Annotated in this window: 19 protein-coding genes; 2 read left to right on the top strand and 17 right to left on the bottom strand. The window is 49.5% G+C overall.

Annotated features, from left to right (window positions below; genetic code table 11):
* Nucleotides 1–107: 107 nt before the first annotated feature.
* Both ACFQ1C_RS08165 and ACFQ1C_RS08160 read right to left on the bottom strand, forming a co-directional pair.
* Nucleotides 108–2144: a UvrD-helicase domain-containing protein gene (locus ACFQ1C_RS08165; RefSeq protein ID WP_379558114.1), complete on the bottom strand. Its 2037-nt coding sequence runs from the start codon at nucleotides 2142–2144 to the stop codon at nucleotides 108–110.
* A 457-nt stretch (nucleotides 2145–2601) separates the two neighbouring features.
* Complete coding sequence (locus ACFQ1C_RS08160; protein WP_379558113.1) at nucleotides 2602–3027, bottom strand: Lrp/AsnC family transcriptional regulator; 426 nt, start codon at nucleotides 3025–3027, stop codon at nucleotides 2602–2604.
* A 257-nt stretch (nucleotides 3028–3284) separates the two neighbouring features.
* Here ACFQ1C_RS08160 and yjeH point away from each other — a divergent pair, with 257 nt between their 5' ends.
* A complete protein-coding gene (yjeH, locus tag ACFQ1C_RS08155) occupies nucleotides 3285–4607 on the top strand; it encodes an L-methionine/branched-chain amino acid transporter (protein ID WP_379558112.1) in 1323 nt (440 codons plus the stop codon).
* Nucleotides 4608–5068: 461 nt separating this feature from the next.
* On the opposite strand, the gene fghA is transcribed toward yjeH, so the two are convergent.
* Nucleotides 5069–5902 (bottom strand): S-formylglutathione hydrolase, encoded by an 834-nt coding sequence (gene fghA / locus ACFQ1C_RS08150; protein ID WP_379558111.1) that lies wholly within the window; start codon nucleotides 5900–5902, stop codon nucleotides 5069–5071.
* A gap of 139 nt (nucleotides 5903–6041) precedes the next feature.
* Entirely contained in the window at nucleotides 6042–7166 is a 1125-nt protein-coding gene (locus ACFQ1C_RS08145; protein ID WP_449290065.1) for an S-(hydroxymethyl)glutathione dehydrogenase/class III alcohol dehydrogenase, read from the bottom strand.
* A gap of 702 nt (nucleotides 7167–7868) precedes the next feature.
* Between ACFQ1C_RS08145 and ACFQ1C_RS08140 the strand changes: the two genes are divergently transcribed.
* Nucleotides 7869–8318, top strand: a complete 450-nt coding sequence (locus ACFQ1C_RS08140) for an REP-associated tyrosine transposase (protein ID WP_379558110.1) — start codon at nucleotides 7869–7871, stop codon at nucleotides 8316–8318.
* A 267-nt stretch (nucleotides 8319–8585) separates the two neighbouring features.
* On the opposite strand, the gene bfr (ACFQ1C_RS08135) is transcribed toward ACFQ1C_RS08140, so the two are convergent.
* From bfr (ACFQ1C_RS08135) to pilO, 13 genes are all read right to left on the bottom strand, one after another.
* Complete coding sequence (gene bfr, locus ACFQ1C_RS08135; protein WP_379558109.1) at nucleotides 8586–9053, bottom strand: bacterioferritin; 468 nt, start codon at nucleotides 9051–9053, stop codon at nucleotides 8586–8588.
* 12 nt (nucleotides 9054–9065) lie between these two features.
* Entirely contained in the window at nucleotides 9066–9530 is a 465-nt protein-coding gene (bfr, locus tag ACFQ1C_RS08130; protein WP_379558108.1) for a bacterioferritin, read from the bottom strand.
* Between the two features lie 457 nt (nucleotides 9531–9987).
* Nucleotides 9988–11178, bottom strand: a complete 1191-nt coding sequence (locus tag ACFQ1C_RS08125) for a hypothetical protein (protein ID WP_379558107.1) — start codon at nucleotides 11176–11178, stop codon at nucleotides 9988–9990.
* A 318-nt stretch (nucleotides 11179–11496) separates the two neighbouring features.
* The gene (locus tag ACFQ1C_RS08120; protein WP_379558106.1) at nucleotides 11497–11709 is read right to left on the bottom strand and encodes a hypothetical protein; all 213 of its coding nucleotides are present in this window, start codon (nucleotides 11707–11709) and stop codon (nucleotides 11497–11499) included.
* A 57-nt stretch (nucleotides 11710–11766) separates the two neighbouring features.
* Nucleotides 11767–12798 (bottom strand): tryptophan--tRNA ligase, encoded by a 1032-nt coding sequence (trpS, locus tag ACFQ1C_RS08115; RefSeq protein ID WP_379558105.1) that lies wholly within the window; start codon nucleotides 12796–12798, stop codon nucleotides 11767–11769.
* Nucleotides 12799–13129: 331 nt separating this feature from the next.
* Nucleotides 13130–13816 carry a phosphoglycolate phosphatase gene (locus ACFQ1C_RS08110; RefSeq protein WP_379558104.1) on the bottom strand — a complete coding sequence of 229 codons (687 nt, stop codon included), beginning with the start codon at nucleotides 13814–13816 and terminating at the stop codon, nucleotides 13130–13132.
* Nucleotides 13809–14483 (bottom strand): ribulose-phosphate 3-epimerase, encoded by a 675-nt coding sequence (gene rpe / locus ACFQ1C_RS08105; RefSeq protein ID WP_379558103.1) that lies wholly within the window; start codon nucleotides 14481–14483, stop codon nucleotides 13809–13811. The genes ACFQ1C_RS08110 and rpe overlap by 8 nt, the downstream gene beginning before the upstream one ends.
* 209 nt (nucleotides 14484–14692) lie before the next feature.
* Nucleotides 14693–15541 carry a Dam family site-specific DNA-(adenine-N6)-methyltransferase gene (locus tag ACFQ1C_RS08100; protein ID WP_379558102.1) on the bottom strand — a complete coding sequence of 283 codons (849 nt, stop codon included), beginning with the start codon at nucleotides 15539–15541 and terminating at the stop codon, nucleotides 14693–14695.
* A gap of 79 nt (nucleotides 15542–15620) precedes the next feature.
* Nucleotides 15621–17015 (bottom strand): SPOR domain-containing protein, encoded by a 1395-nt coding sequence (locus tag ACFQ1C_RS08095; protein WP_379558101.1) that lies wholly within the window; start codon nucleotides 17013–17015, stop codon nucleotides 15621–15623.
* Nucleotides 17012–18091, bottom strand: coding sequence for a 3-dehydroquinate synthase (gene aroB / locus ACFQ1C_RS08090; RefSeq protein ID WP_379558100.1), 1080 nt, complete (start codon nucleotides 18089–18091; stop codon nucleotides 17012–17014). Before aroB ends, ACFQ1C_RS08095 begins: the two co-directional genes overlap by 4 nt.
* Nucleotides 18092–18105: 14 nt before the next feature.
* On the bottom strand, nucleotides 18106–18624 hold the full coding sequence (aroK, locus tag ACFQ1C_RS08085; RefSeq protein ID WP_379558099.1) for a shikimate kinase AroK: 519 nt from the start codon (nucleotides 18622–18624) through the stop codon (nucleotides 18106–18108).
* Nucleotides 18625–18981: 357 nt separating this feature from the next.
* Entirely contained in the window at nucleotides 18982–19596 is a 615-nt protein-coding gene (locus ACFQ1C_RS08080; protein WP_379558098.1) for a pilus assembly protein PilP, read from the bottom strand.
* On the bottom strand, nucleotides 19593–20222 hold the full coding sequence (pilO, locus tag ACFQ1C_RS08075) for a type IV pilus inner membrane component PilO (protein WP_379558097.1): 630 nt from the start codon (nucleotides 20220–20222) through the stop codon (nucleotides 19593–19595). The genes ACFQ1C_RS08080 and pilO overlap by 4 nt, the downstream gene beginning before the upstream one ends.
* Nucleotides 20223–20224: the final 2 nt, after the last annotated feature.

Here is a 20224-nt window from a genome sequence, read left to right as displayed (position 1 = left end):
CCCAACGCATATGCACAGCAACTTAATGCTGCTTAAACTGGTGTCTACTTTAGTCGGGCCATTCCATGTTTCTAACTTACAGCTTACGGCTGACCGCTTAAAGCTTTCTATTCCCACTTACTCACACCGGGATACCCGCCGCCGCTCAGCTCTTTGACGAAAGTAGAGGGTATTTGTTGGTCGGCGAGCAAGAATACTTGTTGCCGGGCCCGAGTGAGACCAACGTAAAATAAGCGACGTTCTTCAGCGTGGAGGAAGGTTTCGGCTTCAGGTAATAATATATCAAGCAAGGCGGTAGCGCTTTGCTCAGGCGGAAAACCGTATTTGCCACGGCTTAAGCCCAATATAATCACATGATCAGCTTCTTTGCCTTTAGCACCATGCAAGGTGTGCACGGCAATGTTTAAGCTAGGAAAACGCCGACGCCACGCAACAAGCTGAGCCTCATCGGGCAGGCTAAAGCGAAACCGCGCCAGTACATATACCGAAGCTTGTGGCTGCTCGGCGGCAACTTGCCCCAGCAGCCTGCTAATGGCATCTATTTGGCTGTTGCTGTCGACAGGCAGCACATGCACGCTGGGCGAATTACTGCGCAAATGAGTGGTTAACGTTTTAGGTAATTGCTCGGGATTGCGTTGCACAAAGCGGCTGGCCACTTGTTCAATTTGGTTATTAAAACGAAAGGTTTTATCTAACTTGGTGACGCGGCTAGCACCAAAATATTCGGCAAAGCGGGTGGTTAACGTCACATCCGCCCCGCTGAAGCGATAAATGGCTTGCCAATCATCACCGACACAAAACAGTGATAACTCGGGTACCGCGTCGCGCAGCGCCTGTAATAACGCGGCGCGCGGGGCCGATATATCTTGAAATTCGTCCACCAAAATATACCGCCAAGGTACGGTAAATCGCCCTTGACGAACCAGTTCGGTGGCCTGCTCTATCATGTCGTCAAAGTCAATATGGCCTTGTTCGGCCAAGGAATGCTGATAACGGTGTAATAGCGGCAGCACTAACGTTAGCTGCTCGGCAAGCTCTGAGGATAAGTCTGCAGGTTCGGGCTCACCATAGAGCTTAAGCGCCGTCACTATCGGCGCCCACTCCCGAGCCACACGGCGATAATCAGGCTGTGGCACCACCTGAAACCGATGTAACCGTAGCCAATTTTGTAAGCGAAGATTGTAATCTTCGTCCTCGCTACATAATTGCTCTAACCACTGAGCAAAAGCCTGAATGCGGGCGCTTTCTTGCTGTGCCAACGGGCTAAGCCTTGGAGTATGGCCATTAACTTTGGACAAAATCATTAAGCCCAACGCATGAAAGGTACTGGTTTTAACGGTGCGGGTAGTAGGCTGTTGCGCCAATCGTTCGGCCATTTCTGCCGCCGCTTCATTACCAAACGCCAGTAATAACAGATCTTCAGGATTGGCCTGTTGGGAGGCCACCAAAAACGCGGCGCGGGCGGTCATCACGCTGGTTTTACCACACCCAGCCCCCGCCAATACTAAATTATGATCTTCATCTACCACACAGGCCAAACGTTGGGCCGGTGTTAATGGGTGCGCCTCTAGCGAGTCAAATAAGTCACTAAAGTCGGCCAGCATTTGTTGGCAATAATCAGCACAGCATTGTTCACGCCAGGTGTCGTCGGCCGCCATTAATGTGGCCATTAAACCAAGGGCGGCCGCTTCGCGATCACTCAAGCCCATTGGCGGTGTGAGAGTAGCCCAGTTAATGGCCGCTTGCTGCAGCTCAAACTGACTGGCTTGAGTTAACAGTTGCTGTAATTGCTGCCAGCGTGATTGGCGTAAATAACCTTGTTCCAACACCTTTAAGCACGACTCAGCCAACGGCAAAATACGCGCAGCCTGAAAACGAAACCACGCCAGCGTAATTGCGTTATATAACGACTCAGCCACCACTTTTGGCAGCCAGCCCAGCTCAATATCACCTTGGGTACAATATAAATGCAGCCGATATAGCCGCCGTCCTTGGGCAAGCTTAGGCGGCGCACTTAACTCATGCCAGCTCACGCTGTGGCGCTCACGCTTAAGGTGCAGCACTACGCCATGGTCGGTGAGTTCACTGGCTAAAAAAGGGTGGTTAAACCAAGGCGCCATCCAGTGCGCCCGAAATATTTGCATAGTACCCTTTAATGTTTTGTTGAGAAAGCAACGGGTTAGGTCTTGTATTTTGCTTACTACACACGGCTTGAACCCAAGCACCAGAACCGGCGTTTACATACCGACTACAGGGTAGGCTTCGTGCATCAGATCCGGCGTTGCCGGATATTAGCAGCTAAAGCAGCTACTACATTCGTGCTGTATACAAACAACGTCGCTGCCTGCATATTGCACGGATGTAGGCACTGCTTTAGCTGTGCAATGTGGCGTAGCCACATCCCAACTCCGATGTTTCATATATCGCCCATACCCCATTAAATATAAATCCATTCACCGTACGGAGTTGGCAGGGCAGATATCGCAAAGCATTAGCTTTGCTGCATAATAACCTGCTGCGCAGGTTTTAGCAGCTAAAGCAGCTACTACATTCGTGCCGTATGCAAACAGCGACGCTATTACCAGCATATCGACGCTTTTTTTAAACCAGCGTGTTGATCACTTCGCCTAAAATCATGTGGGTGCGCACGGTTTTAATATGGGGCGTATGTTCAATAAGATGGCGAATAGCGTCTAATCGCGCCATAGATGCGGCTTCTACATACACTAACATGTCGGTTTCGCCGCTAATGGTATAGCACAGTTTAATTTCGGGTACGCCACGCAATGACTCAGCATACTGCTCGCACTGGCGTACGTGATAACAAAGCGCAAAATAAGCGCGCACCAACGCTGGCTCTTTACCCACTCGAGCATGATAGCCTTGAATAATACCCCGCTCTTCTAAGCTTTTAATGCGCTCTGACACCGCCGAGCGCGATAAGTTAACCTCGCGCGCTATGCTTGCCACTGCCATGCGCGCGTTAGCTACCAATAAGGTCAATATTTGTTGGTCAAACTTATCCACTGCATCCCCTTTTCGCCCCTACCCGCTAAACGTCGGCCTAATACGACGTTTAGCGCTGTACAAGCACCACTGTGACACGCCTATTTCTCTTTATAGGGCGCTAATATATCAGAATTAAACGGCACCGAGCGCCGAGCTAAAAACTTAAATACAGCACCACTTTTATAGCAGCTTGCTTTAGCTGACTGATAGCGCGAAGCAGCATTTTAAACACAAACACCGCGCAGCGTAGCGCGTGCATAGGGAATTAAAACTGCATGGGGCGTTTACATAAACAGCTGGGATTGGGTTATGGCACCGCCATGATGGCGACCTCGTTACTGGGCAGCGGTATCTTTGTGGTGCCGGCGGTGGCTGCAAGCTTAGCGGGGAGCGACTCGTTATGGGCCTGGCTGTTGCTAATGATATTAGTGCTCCCCATCGCGTTTACCTTCGCCCGTCTAGGCCGGTCCTTCCCTCATGCTGGCGGTGCGCCGCACCTTATTGGTCGCGCATTAGGGGCAAACATGGAAAAGTTATCGGCATTTCTATTTTTAGCCGTGCTGCCCGTCGGCCTACCCGCCATGCTCACTCTGACCACCGGCTTTTGGCATGCCTTATTTAACTTTAATGTCACCGGCGACTTATTAATACAGCTGGGCACCTTAGGTTTGGTGATGCTGCTGGGTACCCGCAACAGCGGAGCCTCGGGGTTAATTCAGCTGATCATCGCACTGGCCATTATTGGCTTGTTGAGTGCCGTATGGTTAAGCGGCAACTTAGTCAGCACCGGTTTAAGCGCCTTTCCGGCGATGCAAAACGTACAATGGACTGCCCTGCCTGCCACCTTGGCCGTAATGTTTTGGTGCTTTGTGGGGTTAGAGGCTTTTACTCATATGGGAGAGGAATTTAAACGCCCCGAGCGAGATTATCCACTCGCCCTATTATTGGGCGTATTACTGGCGGGCCTTATCTATTTAGCCTATGCGGTAGCGGTTGTTAAATTTGGCGTGTTTGGTAATGAAGTCACCAACACCACCTCGTTTCCGACATTAATGGCCACCTTTTTTGGCGAACCTGGTCGCTGGGCCGCCGCCATCGTCGGCTATTTAACCTGCTTTGCCGGTCTAAATTTATATGTTCAGGGTTTTTCTCGCCTGCTGTGGAGCATGGCTGATGAAGGTAAACTCCCCGCCTCATTAGCCAAACTTAATCGCAAAGGCGTGCCATTTCGCGCCCTAATATGGGTAGTCACCGCCAGTGCACTGTGCGTATTAGTCGCATGGTTGTTTCAGCTGCCTCTTGAAGCCTTAATGCGCTACGCCAACGGCAACTTTATTTTGGTGTATCTACTCGCCATGGTCGCCGGCGTAAAACTGCTAAGCGGCAGCCACCGTTGGCTAGCCTCTCTTGCCAGCCTGTTATGTTTAGGGGTGTTTGTGTCATTAGGGATAGAAGCCGGTTACGCCTTGGTACTCGGTGCAGCCTTTATTAGCTGGGGCTGGTGGCGCAAACGACAAACCGCCAAACGAGTCCAGCCGCTTTCTGATGTGTCGGGTAATCGACAGCAGGTAACCATCTCAAACGAAACTGGTTCATAGTGATGGATCGACTTGAGTGAATAAAGACTGTGAGGGGATTAGACGAGGATTGCTCAGCGGCTCGGTGAAGTTGGGCCTTTTACTAAAGGATGAGCCTGGCCACTGCAGCTTATACCAATCACACTAAACAAATGGTCTGATTTTATTTCATGTAAAGGTCGAACAAAGGTATCTACGCCACGGAGCCGCCTGAGGGTAGGGTTAGCAGACAACTCGGTGCTTAACGAGAGGTAACAGTTTTATCCGTGAAAACAAAACCAAAGACAGTCAGAGGGTGCCTGGCCTTCGCCATATTCCGGTACTCCTGGGTGACGGCGCGTGCATCTTGCTGATTGATCACAGCCGTAGGGGTTATTGGTGCTGTATATAAATATTGGCGCCGACCTTGACTGCCGAACATCAGCTACAAAAAAAGCCGCAACGGCGGCTTTTTGATTAAACATTAGCAATTAAGCATTGCGTTAGCCAAGGTGCTTGGCATGAAAGCGCAGGTGGTCTTCTATGAAGCTGGCGATGAAGTAGTAGCTGTGATCGTAGCCTGCCTGCATGCGCAGGGTTAAATCTGCATTCGCCTGCTTGGCCGCTTGTACTAACGCTTGCGGCTTTAGCTGTTCGTGCAAAAAGTTATCCGCTTCGCCTTGGTCGACTAATATTGGCAGCGTACAACCTTTACTCACCAATAGTAGGCTGGCATCGTAATGCGCCCACATTTGGCGGTTATCGCCTAAATAGGCACCCAGTGCTTTATGGCCCCACGGGCAGTCGCTCGGGTTACTAATAGGTGAAAACGCCGACACAGACACAAAGCGCTCAGGGTTACGCAGTGCTAGTACTAATGCACCATGGCCGCCCATAGAGTGACCACTAATGGCGCGCTTGCCAGACAGCGGTAACTCGGCTTCTACTAACGCTGGGAGTTCACTTAGCACATAGTCATACATGTGATAGTGTTTATTCCACGGGGCTTGAGTGGCATTAACATAAAACCCTGCGCCTAAACCTAAGTCGTAAGCGCCATTTTCATCGTCGGCTACGCCTTCGCCTCGGGGGCTGGTATCAGGAATAATCAGCGCCAGCCCTAATTCAGCCGCCACACGCTGGGCGCCCGCTTTGCTAGCGAAGTTTTCGTCGCTACAGGTTAAACCCGACAGCCAATACACTGCCGGCACCGGACCCTGCTCTGCCTGCGGCGGTAAAAATACCGAAAACTGCATGCTGCAATTAAGCACACTAGAATCATGCTGATAGCGTATTTGACGACCACCAAAACAGGCTTGTTCTTGTACAACGTGCATGGAAGCTCCTTAAAAGACAGCTGTAAGCGGTAAGCTTTCAGCTGTCAGGCAGACCAAACCGATCATAGAACGGCCAACCGTTACTCGGATTTATCTTTAGCTTATCGCTTACGGCTGACAGCTTACGGCTTTGTTTAGATTATTTATCGAAGTGGATCACGGTGCGGATCGATTTACCTTCATGCATTAGGTCGAAGGCTTTGTTGATATCTTCTAGGCCCATGGTGTGGGTAATAAAGGTATCTAGCTCGAATTCGCCGTTCATGTACTGATCTACGATACCCGGCAATTGTGAACGACCTTTTACGCCACCAAAAGCAGAACCTTTCCATACGCGACCGGTCACTAACTGGAACGGACGCGTAGAAATTTCTTGGCCGGCACCGGCTACACCAATAATGACCGACTCGCCCCAGCCTTTGTGGCAGGCTTCAAGTGCTGAGCGCATCACTTTAACGTTGCCGATACACTCAAACGAAAAATCGACGCCGCCGTCTGTCATCTCAACGATCACTTCTTGAATTGGCTTATCAAAATCGTTGGGATTAAGGCAGTCGGTCGCACCCAATTGCTTGGCGACTTCAAACTTATCTTCGTTGATGTCGATGGCAATAATACGGCTGGCTTTGGCCATTACCGCACCAATGATCACCGCTAAACCAATACCGCCTAAACCAAATACCGCTACCGTATCGCCTTCTTGCACATTGGCGGTGTGTTTAACGGCGCCTAAACCAGTAGTCACGCCACAGCCGAGCAAACAGACTTTTTCTAACGGCGCTTCTTTATTGATTTTAGCCAACGAGATTTCTGGTACTACGGTGCGTTCAGCAAAGGTGGAGCAACCCATGTAATGGAAGATAGGTTTGCCGTCTTTAAAGAAGCGCGTGGTGCCATCTGGCATTAAGCCTTGGCCTTGAGTGGCGCGCACTGCTTGGCACAAGTTGGTTTTGCCAGACGTACAATACTTACACACGCCACATTCGGCGGTGTAGAGCGGAATAACATGGTCGCCCACTTCAAGCGTGGTCACGCCCTCGCCTATCGCTTCAACAATACCACCGCCTTCGTGGCCTAGAATGGCCGGAAAGATACCCTCAGGATCGTCACCAGACAGGGTAAAAGCATCGGTATGGCACACGCCGGTAGCCACGATGCGCACTAGCACTTCGCCTTTTTGCGGCGGCATGAGATCGACTTCTTCAATAGAAAGCGGCTTGCCTGCTTCCCAAGCAACGGCGGCACGAGTTTTGATCATTTCCATGGGTTTACTCCTGTTGATAAGTGATGGTGCTTCGCACAATGTTGAATTGTTAATATTTAATTTTGAATGAAGAACAAAAAGTTACAGCATTAAACATTAACAGCAAGCGCAAGGCTTGTATTGTTGTCATTGTATTACATGGCAAAAAAGTAACAACGGCTAAAAATGGAAATGATTTTTACCACGGGGTAATAATGGAAAGCGCCATTACACAACTGTCACGCTACCAATATATTGCACGAATGTAGTAGCTGCTTTAGCTGCTAAATCCTGCGTAGCAGGAGCTGATGCACGCAATCCACCCCGAGCAGTGAATGGTTTTGAAATAATACAGCGGTATATGAAAAATCGGTGTTGGGATGTGGCTGCGCCACATTGCGCAGCTGAAGCAGCGCCTACATCCGTGCTGTATGTTAGTAACAGTGGCACCTATGTTTACATGCTGCACGAATGTAGTAGCTGCTTTAGCTGCTAAATCCTGCGTAGCAGGATCTGATACACGCAATCCACCCCGAGCGGTGAATGGTTTTGAAATAATACCGCGGCATATGAAAAGTCGGTGTTGGGATGTGGCTGCACCACATTGCGCAGCTGAAGCTGCGCCTACATCCTGCGTAGCTGAAGCTGCGCCTACATCCTGCGTAGCAGGATCTGGTGCACGATGGAGTTTGGCCTACACTTTGAATTTGTGGTGGGGGTTATATGCCATATCAAAGCGCTCTGGCGGGGAGAACCTCTCTATCAGGGCAGATTTATCATGTAACTGTGTGTACTTATCGGCGTCAGCCGGTGTTTGCTTGCTGGAAATCAGGTCGCATCTTGGTCCACATCTTAAAAGACCTACAGCAACAGCAAGTGGCAAGTTCACTGGCTTGGGTGATAATGCCGGATCATTTGCACTGGTTAATGCAGTTAGGTGACAGTCATTCTTTAGGCGATGCTCTTCAATTATGCAAAGGACGGTCTGCCAAAGCCATTAATCAACATTTAGGCCGTCAAGGCAACCTATGGCAAAGAGGTGTGATCGACAGAGCTATTCGTAGAGAAGAAGATCTCGTGCAGGTGGCCCGTTATATAGTGGCTAATCCATTACGGGCAGGGTTAGTGAATAAGTTGGGAGATTACCCGCTGTGGGATGCAATGTGGTTGTAGATTAATCCCGCGCAGTTACCAATATACTGCACGAATGTAGTAGCTGCTTTAGCTGCTAAATCCTACGTAGCAGGATCTGAGGCGCGCAATCCCCCCCGAGCGGTAAATGGTTTTGTAATAATACAGCGGTATATGAAAAATCGGTGTTGGGATGTGGCTGCGCCACATTGCGCAGCTGAAGCAGCGCCTACAAGTATTACCAAGGTGCAAAAAAGCCGCGAGGTTCGCGGCTTTCTTTTTTAGCTTGGTGCTCGGCGCTGTCAGCTTTTACATTTGTGACTGTAAGTAGTTCTGCAGGCCGATTTTGTCGATTAAGCCCACTTGTTGTTCTAACCAGTGAGTGTGGTCGTTTTCGGTGTCGGATAGCAGTACTTGTAGCATGTCGCGAGATTGGTAGTCACGCTCTTGCTCACACAGGGCCATAACATTGCGCAGATCATCAATCACTTTAAGCTCTAAATTGAGATCACTTTGCAGCATGGCAGGCACGTCTTTACCGATATTAAGCGGCGCACGGGCGACCATGTCTGGGGTGCCACCCAAGAACAAGATGCGCTGAATGATTAAAGATGCGTGGCCTTTTTCGTCATCAAATTCGTGGTCAATGCGCTCGAACAGTTTTTGAAATCCCCAATCTTCATACATGCGAGAGTGGATAAAATACTGGTCCATTGAGCTAAGCTCGCCGGCAAGCAGATCGTTTAATGCAGCTATTACCTTGGCGCTACCTTTCATGTTTGGCTCCCCTTACATTTTCGACTGTTGATAGTTCTCGAGACCTAACACACTGATCAGGTCTAGCTGGCAGTCTATCCAGTCGAGATGGGCTTCTTCGTATTCTTCAATTTCGCACAACAGTTTGCGCGATACATATTCTTGCACCGACTCGCAATAGGCGATGGCGTCTTTTAATACTTGTAGCTGCTCTTCTACTTGCAGCTTGTCGCATTGCAGCATTTCTTGGGTGTTTTCACCAATGCGCAGACGATTAAGGTGCTGCAGGTTAGGCAACCCTTCTAGAAACAAAACGCGCTCGATAAGTTTATCAGCTTGTTTCATGTCTTTAATGGATTTTTTGTATTCACGCTCATCTAACTGGCTAAAGCCCCAGTTTTTAAACATACGAGCATGCAAAAAGTACTGATTGATGGAGGTGAGCTCTATGCTCAGCACCTGGTTTAGGTACTCAATGACCTTTTTATCGCCGTTCATAAATTTCCCCCTCGGAATAATGGAGTAAGCATAGTCGCTATTTAGGTTTTTTACAAACCAAAAACAAAGATAAGTTATTGATTTAACTTGAATAACGTAGTCGCAATGAGAATGAATTGAATTAGCAAAACCAGCGGTAAGCGTAATGTTGAATGTTTAATAAAGTTCAGAACCAGTGCCGCTGCCAACATATTGCACGAATGTAGGCACCCGCTTTAGCCGTGCAAACCTGCGCAGCAGGTTCTTATGCACGGGTTCATCCCGTGAGAATGGCTAGGTTTGTAGATTTGAGAAAATACGGTGTTACGGTAAATATCGGAGCAAAGATGCCGCTCCGCGCCATTGCACAGCTAAAGCAGTGCCTACATTCGTGCTATATGCAAAAAGCCGTGAGTTGGAATTTCTCGCGGCTTTTCATTAAAAATTAAGCATTACGCTTGGTGCTCAGCGCTGAAATTTACTTAATCCAAATAGGATTTGAGTAGGCTTTGTTGCCTTGTTGGTCTTCTACTACCCACTGCATCCAAGTGCGGTTAGGAGGAACGGGCACGCCCGTTCTAAACCATTTAGCGCCGTTGATTTTCCAACCGGCTACTTGTTTGCCGTCTAGCCATACTTCGGCTTTAGCGAGGCCTATCTCGGAGCGAAATTCGACTTCGGTTTTGTTATAAGGAGTAGCTTCACCGCCGAAGTTGGTGGTGATGGGATACACCTCGGGGCCGAAGCTGACGAAGCTGTGGCCTTTAGCGGCTGCGCTGGCAAAATCTGCAGTAATGCGTCCTTTGGGAGTATAAGCGTATATTTTTCCGCTGTTATGCTTGGCATTTTTTAGCTTAGGGCCGGCGTTTAAGTATACACGCTCGCCTCGGCTCCAACGTTGGCGCATCACAGACAAATAGGTTTCGAAGGTGCCACTAGTCGATTTTAGATCAAATAAACCGAGCTCTGCTTTAGGGCTGGCAGTGGTGTACATTTCGGTATCGGAACGCAGGCTACCCAGTGAACCGGCGCTAAGCCACACGCTAAATTCGTTATTGCTACCAGAATAGCTGCGACGTAAATCGTCGGTTTCATGTAATTCACTTAGATCATACTGCAACTGACCCGAGGTCCAGTGGCTGTGTACCATGCGCGTCATGTCGTTATAGCTGGCTACGTCTTTATTGATGGGCTGATTACGCTCTAGTCGATAACCGGCAAACGAGCTGCCTGTTATGGGATCGAGTACCTTGGTGGTGAGCTTGATGCCGGGGTAGTCTTTGCTGACTTCATAGCGGCTTAGCAGCCGATGGCCATTCCAGCTGCGGGTGACTTCAATTTCTAATTCGTTATCGGTTTGCTTAATAATCTCGGTTTTTTCAAAAGTGGCTTTCCCTTCACCGGGGATAAAATCAACCGATTTAACGAGATCTTTGCTGAATACGCCGTCTTCCAACATGGCAAGGTCAACTAGCTCACCTTGAGCGAGGGCAAAGGCAAAATACGGAGTGATAACGGTGATGTCGTTAGCACCTTTAGCGTTGCCGCCCGCTATGGTGGTTGGGCCATGCGCCACTTCTATTTTGGTAGGCAGATGTGCGGTATTAGATGAGCAAGCAGTTAACACCATAGCGGCCAATAGTGTTAGGCCCGTTTTATAAAAGCGCATGTTAAAAAACCTTGAGTGGAAGAACATCGTTAAGGTAAGAATATTGACAGGTATTGACTAAAACTCAAGCGCCCCGCGCTAAACATCAAACGCCGAGTTAACCCAACAAATGGCGCTTATCTTAAGCTTAGTATTGTTATATACCTTTGCTCGCTTGAGATTACATATCGTTTGAGTGCGTCGAAGTTAGGCGCTGGGATCAGTTTTTATCTAAGTTTAGCCCTGCCCATTCCACATGGTGCTTCGCGCGCATTAAAGTTGTTCGGCGGTGAATCGTCGATTAGGGATAATACATTGATGAGCGAGTAAGCTGAGAAGTTAGTGTGTAAGAAAACGCCCTTGGGCTAGTTCGCGTTCACGTTGGCATTCGGCTAGGTAGATGGCCGCCATAATGGCGCTATGTACGTGATAATCATCGGTCACTTTAGAGACCATTAACTCTAAGGTTCTTTCATTTTTGGCCATGCGAAATTTACGCAACCAATACAGCTTGTCGATTAGGTCGCTATTAAGGGGCTGTTTGTCGGTCATCAAAGGCTATAAATCCAATTAGGTAATTTAAAAAGGAGCCTGTGGGCTCCTTAAATCTTAGCGGCTTCTGGGAACAAAGCCAATTACATCATATACGCTTTTCAGGGTTTGCGCAGCTTTGTGCCGGGCCTTATCGGCACCTCGCGTGAGGATTTTTGCAAGCTCTGCTTCGTCGGCACGCAATTCATGAAAACGGGTTTGAATGGGCTCGAGCATGCTCAATACAGCCTCGGCAGTGTCCGCTTTAAGGTGGCCATACATTTTGCCTTCAAAGTGCTGTTCTAGCTCTTTAATGCTGCGACCACTGGCACCAGACATTAAGGTTAACAGGTTTGATACGCCTGGCTTGTTTTCAACATCAAAGCGCACTACGGGCGGATCTTCTGAGTCGGTAACGGCACGTTTTAGCTTTTTGCTGATCACTTTCGGGTCTTCTAGCAAACCGATAAAGTTATTCACGTTCTCGTCTGATTTAGACATCTTTTTAGTCGGCTCTTGCAAGCTCATGATGCGCGCGCCGTCTGTTGGAATAAACGGTTCAGGCACGGTGAACACCTCGCCGTATAGCTGGTTAAAGCGATGAGCGACGTCCCGTGATAATTCCAGATGCTGTTTTTGATCATTGCCTACCGGTACTTGGCTAGTTTGATACAGCAAGATGTCGGCAGCCATTAATGCGGGGTAGGTAAATAGACCCGCGTTGATGTTTTCGGCGTAGCGGCTAGATTTATCTTTAAACTGGGTCATGCGTGACAGTTCGCCAAACTGGGTATAGCAGTTTAATACCCAAGATAGCTCGGCATGCTCTGGCACATGAGACTGCAGAAAAATGGTGCTTTGTTCAGGATCCAATCCAATGGCCATGTATAGCGCGGCGGCGTCTAAGCAGGCTGCGCGCAGGGCTTTGGGGTCTTGACGCACAGTAATAGCGTGCATGTCTACGATGCAGTATAGGCAGTCGTAGTCTTGCTGCATTTTAACCCATTGACGTAGCGCGCCCATGTAGTTGCCGATAGTGAGCTGCCCGGAAGGTTGGGCGCCACTGAATACGATGGGTTTAGCCGATGCGTTGGCCTGTTGTTCAACCATTAGGATGTTCCTTGTGTGTATTTTTAATGTTCGGTTTTAATTAAGCAGGTTTTCGCGGCTAAAGCAGCGACTACATTCGTGCAGTATGTGAACGCAGTGTTGTTGTGCCAAATTGCACGGATGTAAGCACTGCTGTAGCTGTGCAATGTGGCGTAGCCACATCTCAACACCGATATTTCAGATACCGCCTTATTTCATCGAGCCCAAACACCCATTCACCGAAAAGGGTTAGAATTTGTATTTGTGCACCAGCTCCTGCTGCGCAGGATTTAGCAGCTAAAGCAGCTACTACATTCGTGCCGTATGTTGGCAGCGGCACTGCTTTAGCTGTTCAATGTGGCCTCAGTAGCTCAACCAAGCCTGCAATGTTGTTCATCACCCAGTTGGGTTGGCTATCGGCAATATCTTTGCCGTAGTTATAACCATAGGTTAGGCCCACAACCGCCATGCCCGCAGCTTTAGCAGCTAATACGTCATTTTCGGAGTCGCCGACCATCATGCTCTGTGCCGGCGCAATGTTAAGCGTGTGGCACACATGCAGTAATGGCGCTGGATCGGGCTTTTTTTGCGCTAGACTATCTCCACCTAACGCGAGCGAAAAGTATTGATCTAGGCCAGTGGCGGCCAACACTTTGGGTACGAAACGATAAGGCTTATTGGTCACCAGCGCTAAGGTTTTTCCGGCCTGTTTGAGCTGGCTCAGGGTGTCGATAACGCCCGGATATAACACCACCTCTTGGCTGGCAACGCTTTCGTAGGCGGCATCAAATAACGCGCGTGCAGTGTGTTGCAGGGCTGCACTGGGGCTGTGGCCTAGCGCATGGGTCAGCGCACGTTGCACTAGCATGTCGGCCCCGTTACCTACCCAGTGCCGTACGTGTTGCTCTGCTACCGGCGCATGGCCCGACTCTATTAGCATCTGATTAACGGCTTGCCAAAGTTGCAGCACGCTATCGATGAGGGTGCCATCTAAATCAAATTGAATAAGCTTAATGTCGCTTACATCACCGCTATACATTGGCTTTAGCCAATTCACTGCGCATTTGGTCGATCACGGCTTTATAGTCTGGTTGATTGAAAATGGCCGATCCTGCGACAAACATATCGGCACCCGCCTCGGCAATGGCACGAATATTCTCCACCTTAACGCCGCCGTCGATTTCTAGACGAATGTTGCGACCACTGTTGTTGATACGCAGGCGAGCTTCGCGCAATTTATCAAGCGTGTTGTCGATAAAGGACTGGCCGCCAAAACCGGGGTTAACCGACATCAGCAAGATAACGTCGACTTTGTCCATTACATAGTCGAGGTAGCTTAGCGGCGTGGCAGGATTAAATACCAAACCGGCCTGACAGCCTTGCTCTTTTATGAGGCTAAGTGTGCGGTCAACATGGTCAGACGCTTCGGGATGAAAAGTGATAATAGAAGCGCCCGCCTCGGCAAACTGAGGCACTAAGCTGTCTACGGGCTTAACCATTAGGTGTACGTCTATGGGGGCTGTAATGCCGTAGTCGCGCAGTGCTTTGCACACCATAGGACCTATGGTCAGGTTAGGCACATAGTGGTTGTCCATTACGTCGAAGTGCACGACGTCGGCTCCCGCCTGTAGCACTTTGTCTACTTCTTCCCCTAGGCGGGCGAAGTCGGCAGACAAAATTGAGGGGGCAATCAGGTAGTCGGTCATGGGGTTTCCCTTAGGCGCAAAAAAACTGCTCAATTCTATAACAAATTGGCACCGAGCACCAAGCGACGATACCGGAACGAGCCCGTTATGACGGCCAAGCTAACCAGACTCGGCTCGCATCCACGCTCGGTGTGGATGGGTCGCTTTGGTCGCGGAGCAGCCAGATCTGCATTCCCACGCAGAGCATGGGAACGAGAATAATGAAGACTTTAAAGCTGAGTGCTTGGCGTTGGGCGCTCGGCGCTGCATTCAGTAAACAGCGCGAGCAATTCATCTACTTTTTTGCGGTTGTGGGCATGGCGACTGATGGTGCGCTTTACGGAGACCACTTGTAGGTCGGCACCGCGGTAGAGCTCACGAGTGAGCGGAATATCGTGATTACTAACTAATACCGGGATACCGTCGGCAGCGGTTTCTCGGGCGAGACGTGCAAGTATGGCTTGATCGTCTAAGGTGAAACCATTGGCGGCATAGGTGGTAAAGCTGGCGGTATTAGACAAGGGGGCATAAGGCGGATCGCAGTAAAATACTTGATCTGGTTTAGCTTGGGCAAATATCTCGTCGTAGCCTTGACAGACGAAGGTGGCTTTTTGGGCTTTTTCGGCAAAAAACCACAGTTCACGCTCGGGAAAATACGGTTTCTTATAAGAACCAAAAGGCACATTAAAGCCGCCGCTTTTATTGTAGCGGCACAGGCCATTGTAGCCGTGGCGGTTAAGGTATAAGAATAATAAGGCGCGCCGAAAGCGATCGCGTTCTTGATTAAAAGACACTCGGTAATCGTAGTAAGCGGCTTTGTCGTTATTGCTCGGCGTAAACAAAGCCGCAGCTTCGCGAATAAACAGCTCGGGCTGACTTTTAAGTAGCTGATATAAATGAATCAGATCAGCATTAATATCGGCGAGCAAATAAGACTCAAAGTTGGAGTTCAGAAATACTGACCCCGCGCCCATGAAGGGCTCGACCAGCTCACGAGCTTCAGGCAAACGCTGATTAATACTCTCTACTAGGCCGTATTTACCACCAGCCCATTTTAAAAATGCTCGAGTTTTAGTCATTGTTGTCATTAAAGCCGAACCGATAAAGGGCGCGCATTGTAACCATTAGCCGCTGCCATGGCTAGGGTCATGGTTATAGTTATGGTTTGGCTTCTTTTTGTACTTGGGCGAAGGGCTTGGGCCAGGGTTTGGCGGCTTGTAATTCTGACGCTAAACCACTAATGGCATTACGAGCTTGGTTTGCCGATAAGTAGTCGCCTTGCACTAATACAAACCACGGCTGTCCGTTAATATCGCGCGGATATACCCAAGCAGGATTTAGATTATACTTGGCGGCCAAAGCCTCAAGTACGGTTTTGTTACGACCAGCCATTAGCTGTAAGGTGTAACGCTGTGATGATTTTTGCATCAAGTTAGCCACCGTGCCCAAACGGACGTTGGCTGCGGCAGTCGGCTTAGCCGGCGCTGGCTTGGCTGGTGCGGGTTTAGGCTGAGCCGCTGGTTGTGCCGCGGGCTGCTGCCCTGTTAAAGCTTCGCGCTCCATTAACTGGCTAACAACGTCGTCTTCAATAACCACGCGTTCTTTTGCGCTGTCGTCTGGAGTTTGGGTGTCGCTGCCGGTAATGACCGGCGTTTCTGGCAATGCTTCTATGGGCCACTGTTGCGCGACTGCGCTATTTGGGTCATCGTTTTGTTCTGCGCTTAATTCAGCCGGTGTCTGGTTAGCATCGGGCATAGGCTGGGGCAATGCCGTTTGGTCTTGATCAATCGGTTGAGTCAAGGCGGTGTCAGATTGATTCGAGCCCCCTACTAAGCTCACGATAACAATGAGCAACAGCACCACTATAAGAATAGTAAGCAGTACTTTCACTGACTTTTGCGTTAACAGCTGACGATAATATTGTGTATTCATCTGTGGCTCCATTGTGTTGAGCACCTCACCCGGATATTGAATATCCTGATGAGCATCCAAAGGGGGCTGAAGTTTCAATGCCTGCCATAAACCTTGCTTATCGGTGGTGGTTAACGGTGGCACTTCTACTTCCAACATATTTGCCAGCATAGCACCATCAAGCTGCTTTCGAACCTGTTCGGCCCACTCACCATCTCCCAATAATAATATAAAAGGGCGAACCGCGGCAGGTAAGTCGCAGTACAGCTGTACCAATTCTTGCAGCAAGACATCGGTTAACCAAGCGCTATTATCTACCACCAACAATCGTTTATGTAAACTGGTCGGCAATAATCGGGTCATAGAGTCTATAAGGGGATCTTCTGCATCAAAAATCGCCTTAGGAAACCAGTAACTGAGTAGTGTGTTGCGAAAAAGAGCGTGGCTGTTGAGCGCTTTAGCATCCAGCACTATGGGGAGTAAAAGCGAGGTTTGTACAATTAACTGATTGGCTAGATGTGACTTTCCTGCACCAGGTGAGCCGGTAAGCAAAATAAAGTCGGTATCGAGGCGAGAAAGATGCAGCAGCCGCGCTAGCAGCTGCTGTTGAGATGAAAAAGGTAGGTTAACCGCTTCGGTCACGGAGTGGATTCCGACACCACCTGAGCCAGCTGTTGTTCGGTCACATCACTCACTACCTGAGCACGACCAATTCCAATAGGTAGCACCAGCCGTAACTGCCCCGCCAAGACTTTTTTATCGCGCATCATGTGCGGCAAATATTGACTTAACGTCATGGTCGCAGGCCCCTGTACAGGCAAGTGCGCCTTAACTAACAGGCTTTCGACGCGCGCTAAGTCGGCATCGGTCATTTCGCCACGCAACCTTGCCGTATAGCAAGCCTGCATAGTGCCAACCGCAACCGCTTCTCCGTGCAACCAATTGCCATAGCCCATTTCGGCTTCTATGGCATGGCCAAAGGTGTGGCCTAGGTTTAGCAGCGCGCGCACTCCGTGCTCTCGCTCATCACGGCTCACCATGTCTGCTTTAATTTCGCAGCAACGGCGAATGGCATAGCTTAATGCGCTGGCGTCGAGCTGTTGCAGGCGCGCCACATTTAGCTCTAACCAAGCAAAAAATTCAGCGTCCCAAATAATACCGTATTTAATGACCTCGGCCAAACCGGCTGCAAACTCACGCTCGGGCAGGGTTTGCAAACATAGGGTATCTATTAGCACCAGTTGCGGCTGATAGAAGGCCCCAATCATGTTTTTGCCCAAAGGGTGGTTAACCGCGGTTTTGCCGCCTACCGATGAGTCAACTTGTGCCAGTAAGGTAGTAGGTACCTGAATAAACGGCACCCCACGCTGGTAACAAGCGGCTGCAAAGCCGGTAAGATCGCCAATAACACCGCCACCTAAAGCAATCAGGGTGGTATCGCGGCCATGATTGCCTGCCAGTAAGGTGCCCATCACCTGATTAAAAGTGTCTAGGTTTTTAAATTGCTCACCATCGGGTAGCACCAATGACTCAACTTGCAGCGGCGCCAAGGCGGCCAGCAGCGTGTTGAGATATAAAGGAGCAACCACCTCGTTGGTGACCACTAATACCTTACTGCCTTGCACAGCATTGCGCAGCAGTTCTCCCTGCGCCAACAGTTGCTCAGCAATAATAATGGGGTAGCTACGCTCACCCAAACTCACGGTTAACCTTTCCATGGAGCTCCTGTCCGTTACAGGCCGATCAGCTCGGCTATTTGATTAGCCACCAGCTTAGCGCCTTGCTCGTCGGTGCGTACGACATAGTCAGCAATTTCTTGGTACAAAGTGTTGCGCTCAGCAGCCAACCGCTCTAGCACGTCTTCGGGTGCTTCTTCGGTTTGCAGCAAGGGGCGACGTTTATCTTTTTGTACCCGCGCCAGCTGTTTTTCTACTGGCGTTTCTAAATATACCACTATGCCGCGAGCCGACAACCGGTTGCGGCTTTCTTTGCTTTTTATGGAGCCGCCGCCAGTCGCCAACACAATGCCCTGCAATTCACTCAGGTCGTTGATTACTTTTTCTTCGCGGTCGCGAAAACCCTCTTCGCCTTCGACATCAAATACCCAGCTGATATCGGCACCGGTACGGCGCTCAATCTCATGGTCGGAGTCATAAAACTCCATATGCAGTTGCTGCGCTAGGTATTTACCGATGGTGCTCTTGCCCGCACCCATAGGCCCTACTAGGAAGATATTGCGTTTCTCAGCCATTTACACGAAATTCTCACAAACAAATGCGCCCCACGAACACCGCAGGGTCGACGATGAACCTAACCTTAACTTTCTGAAATTGGACGCCAGATTATCGCAACTGAGCCGTTCGCTGGCAAGGACAACACCCGCTAAGGGGTCAAAGAAGCCTTGAGCAAGACGTTAGTCGCTATTTTGCTTCGCGTCCGCCTTCCCGTTTTCGGTCTGTTTGATGTCGACTTGGCCACTGTTATAACTACAGCTATAACAGTGCCAAGGATATGGGAATACAAATACTGTTGTGCACAATACGGGGGGAAGCGAAGATAATCAACTCGAGGTTGTTATTAAGATGCAGTACTGAGCTCGGCGCTGCAGTTAGTCATCGTATAAATTTAGGGTGACAACTTGGATTTTTGTGCACTTGGGGCTGTGAGTTCGTTGGTGTTTTAGGGTGAGCTGCTGGGATGTGATGGCGGTTACTTCAATTAAATCCTGGGCTTGTCCTTGATGTGGTATTTCGCTTGGGTTTCGGCTTCGACTTGGCAGCGGTGTGAGTTGCTGGCCAACAGTGACGGTTTGTATACCGATGCTTGGCGTATGGATAAGAGCAGCGGTTTTGTTACCATTGGTGAACGTGGCGCGTAATGTCCATGTTGAAAATACGGCGGCAGACAGCACCATTTCTTGTAGTTCGCTTTTGGCTTCGCAACCGAGGGCAGGCACCAATGGATCGCTAGGCTTAAGCTCAGTGAGCACAGAGATAGGTTGAGCTGGCATAAAGGGGCTGCGTTGCACCGTCGCCTTATAAGGACGCGGTTGATAGAGTGCGGGGGCTGATAGTGACGTAAGTGCTTGGCCCGGCTTGGCGCTTTCTTCGTCAATGTAGCTTGCAACCGATTGTTGCTCACTGCACGCGATCGTCGCAAACAGCGTAATAAGCAACAGCCGATGGGGCATGGGTAATATATAGTAACGTAAGAGTCTGATCATGGCGTGGTAACGACCTCCTCCGTCGGGTAAGTGTAGGTGTTAGCTAACAGCTCCATACTTAACTGCGGTGAGAGTACATCGCCATTAGGCCGAGACAGCTCTAAGCTGTCGATAATAACAATACGAGGCAACGCCGATAGGTGAGCAATAAATTGTCCGAGCTGATGATATTGGCCCTGTGCTTTAATGCGTAACGACAGTTCAGTGGGAAAGTGCTTAACTGCAGACTCACCAGAAAGCAGCAGTTGCTGTTCTTTTTCCCACCGTACACTGGCTAGATTAATACCATTACGCTCCGCTAACTCACTAATATCATGCAGCACTTTAGCGGCATCTCGTTTGCTAGGTAGTTGATCTAACAACCGATGCTGTTGCTGCTGCAGTTGCTCAATCTGCTGCTGATAAGCTGGCAAACTTGCCGCCATTTGAGATTTTTGCGCGAAAATACCTTTTAACTCTGCTTCTTGTAGCTTGCCTTGCTGCCACTGAGCCCAATGGTCGGCCACCATAAAATAGCCACCAGCTAGGCATAATCCAGCCGATAACATAATAAATAGCATTATTTTGGCGGTGACGGGCCATTGATCTACCTGCTCTATTTCAAGCTCACTGAAAGCCCATCCCATAT

The sequence above is a fragment of the Oceanisphaera ostreae genome, from assembly GCF_042676125.1.
Classification (GTDB): domain Bacteria; phylum Pseudomonadota; class Gammaproteobacteria; order Enterobacterales; family Aeromonadaceae; genus Oceanimonas; species Oceanimonas ostreae.
The sequence above is the reverse complement of the archived record's forward strand: the minus strand, read 5'-3'. Positions and strand labels throughout refer to the sequence as shown.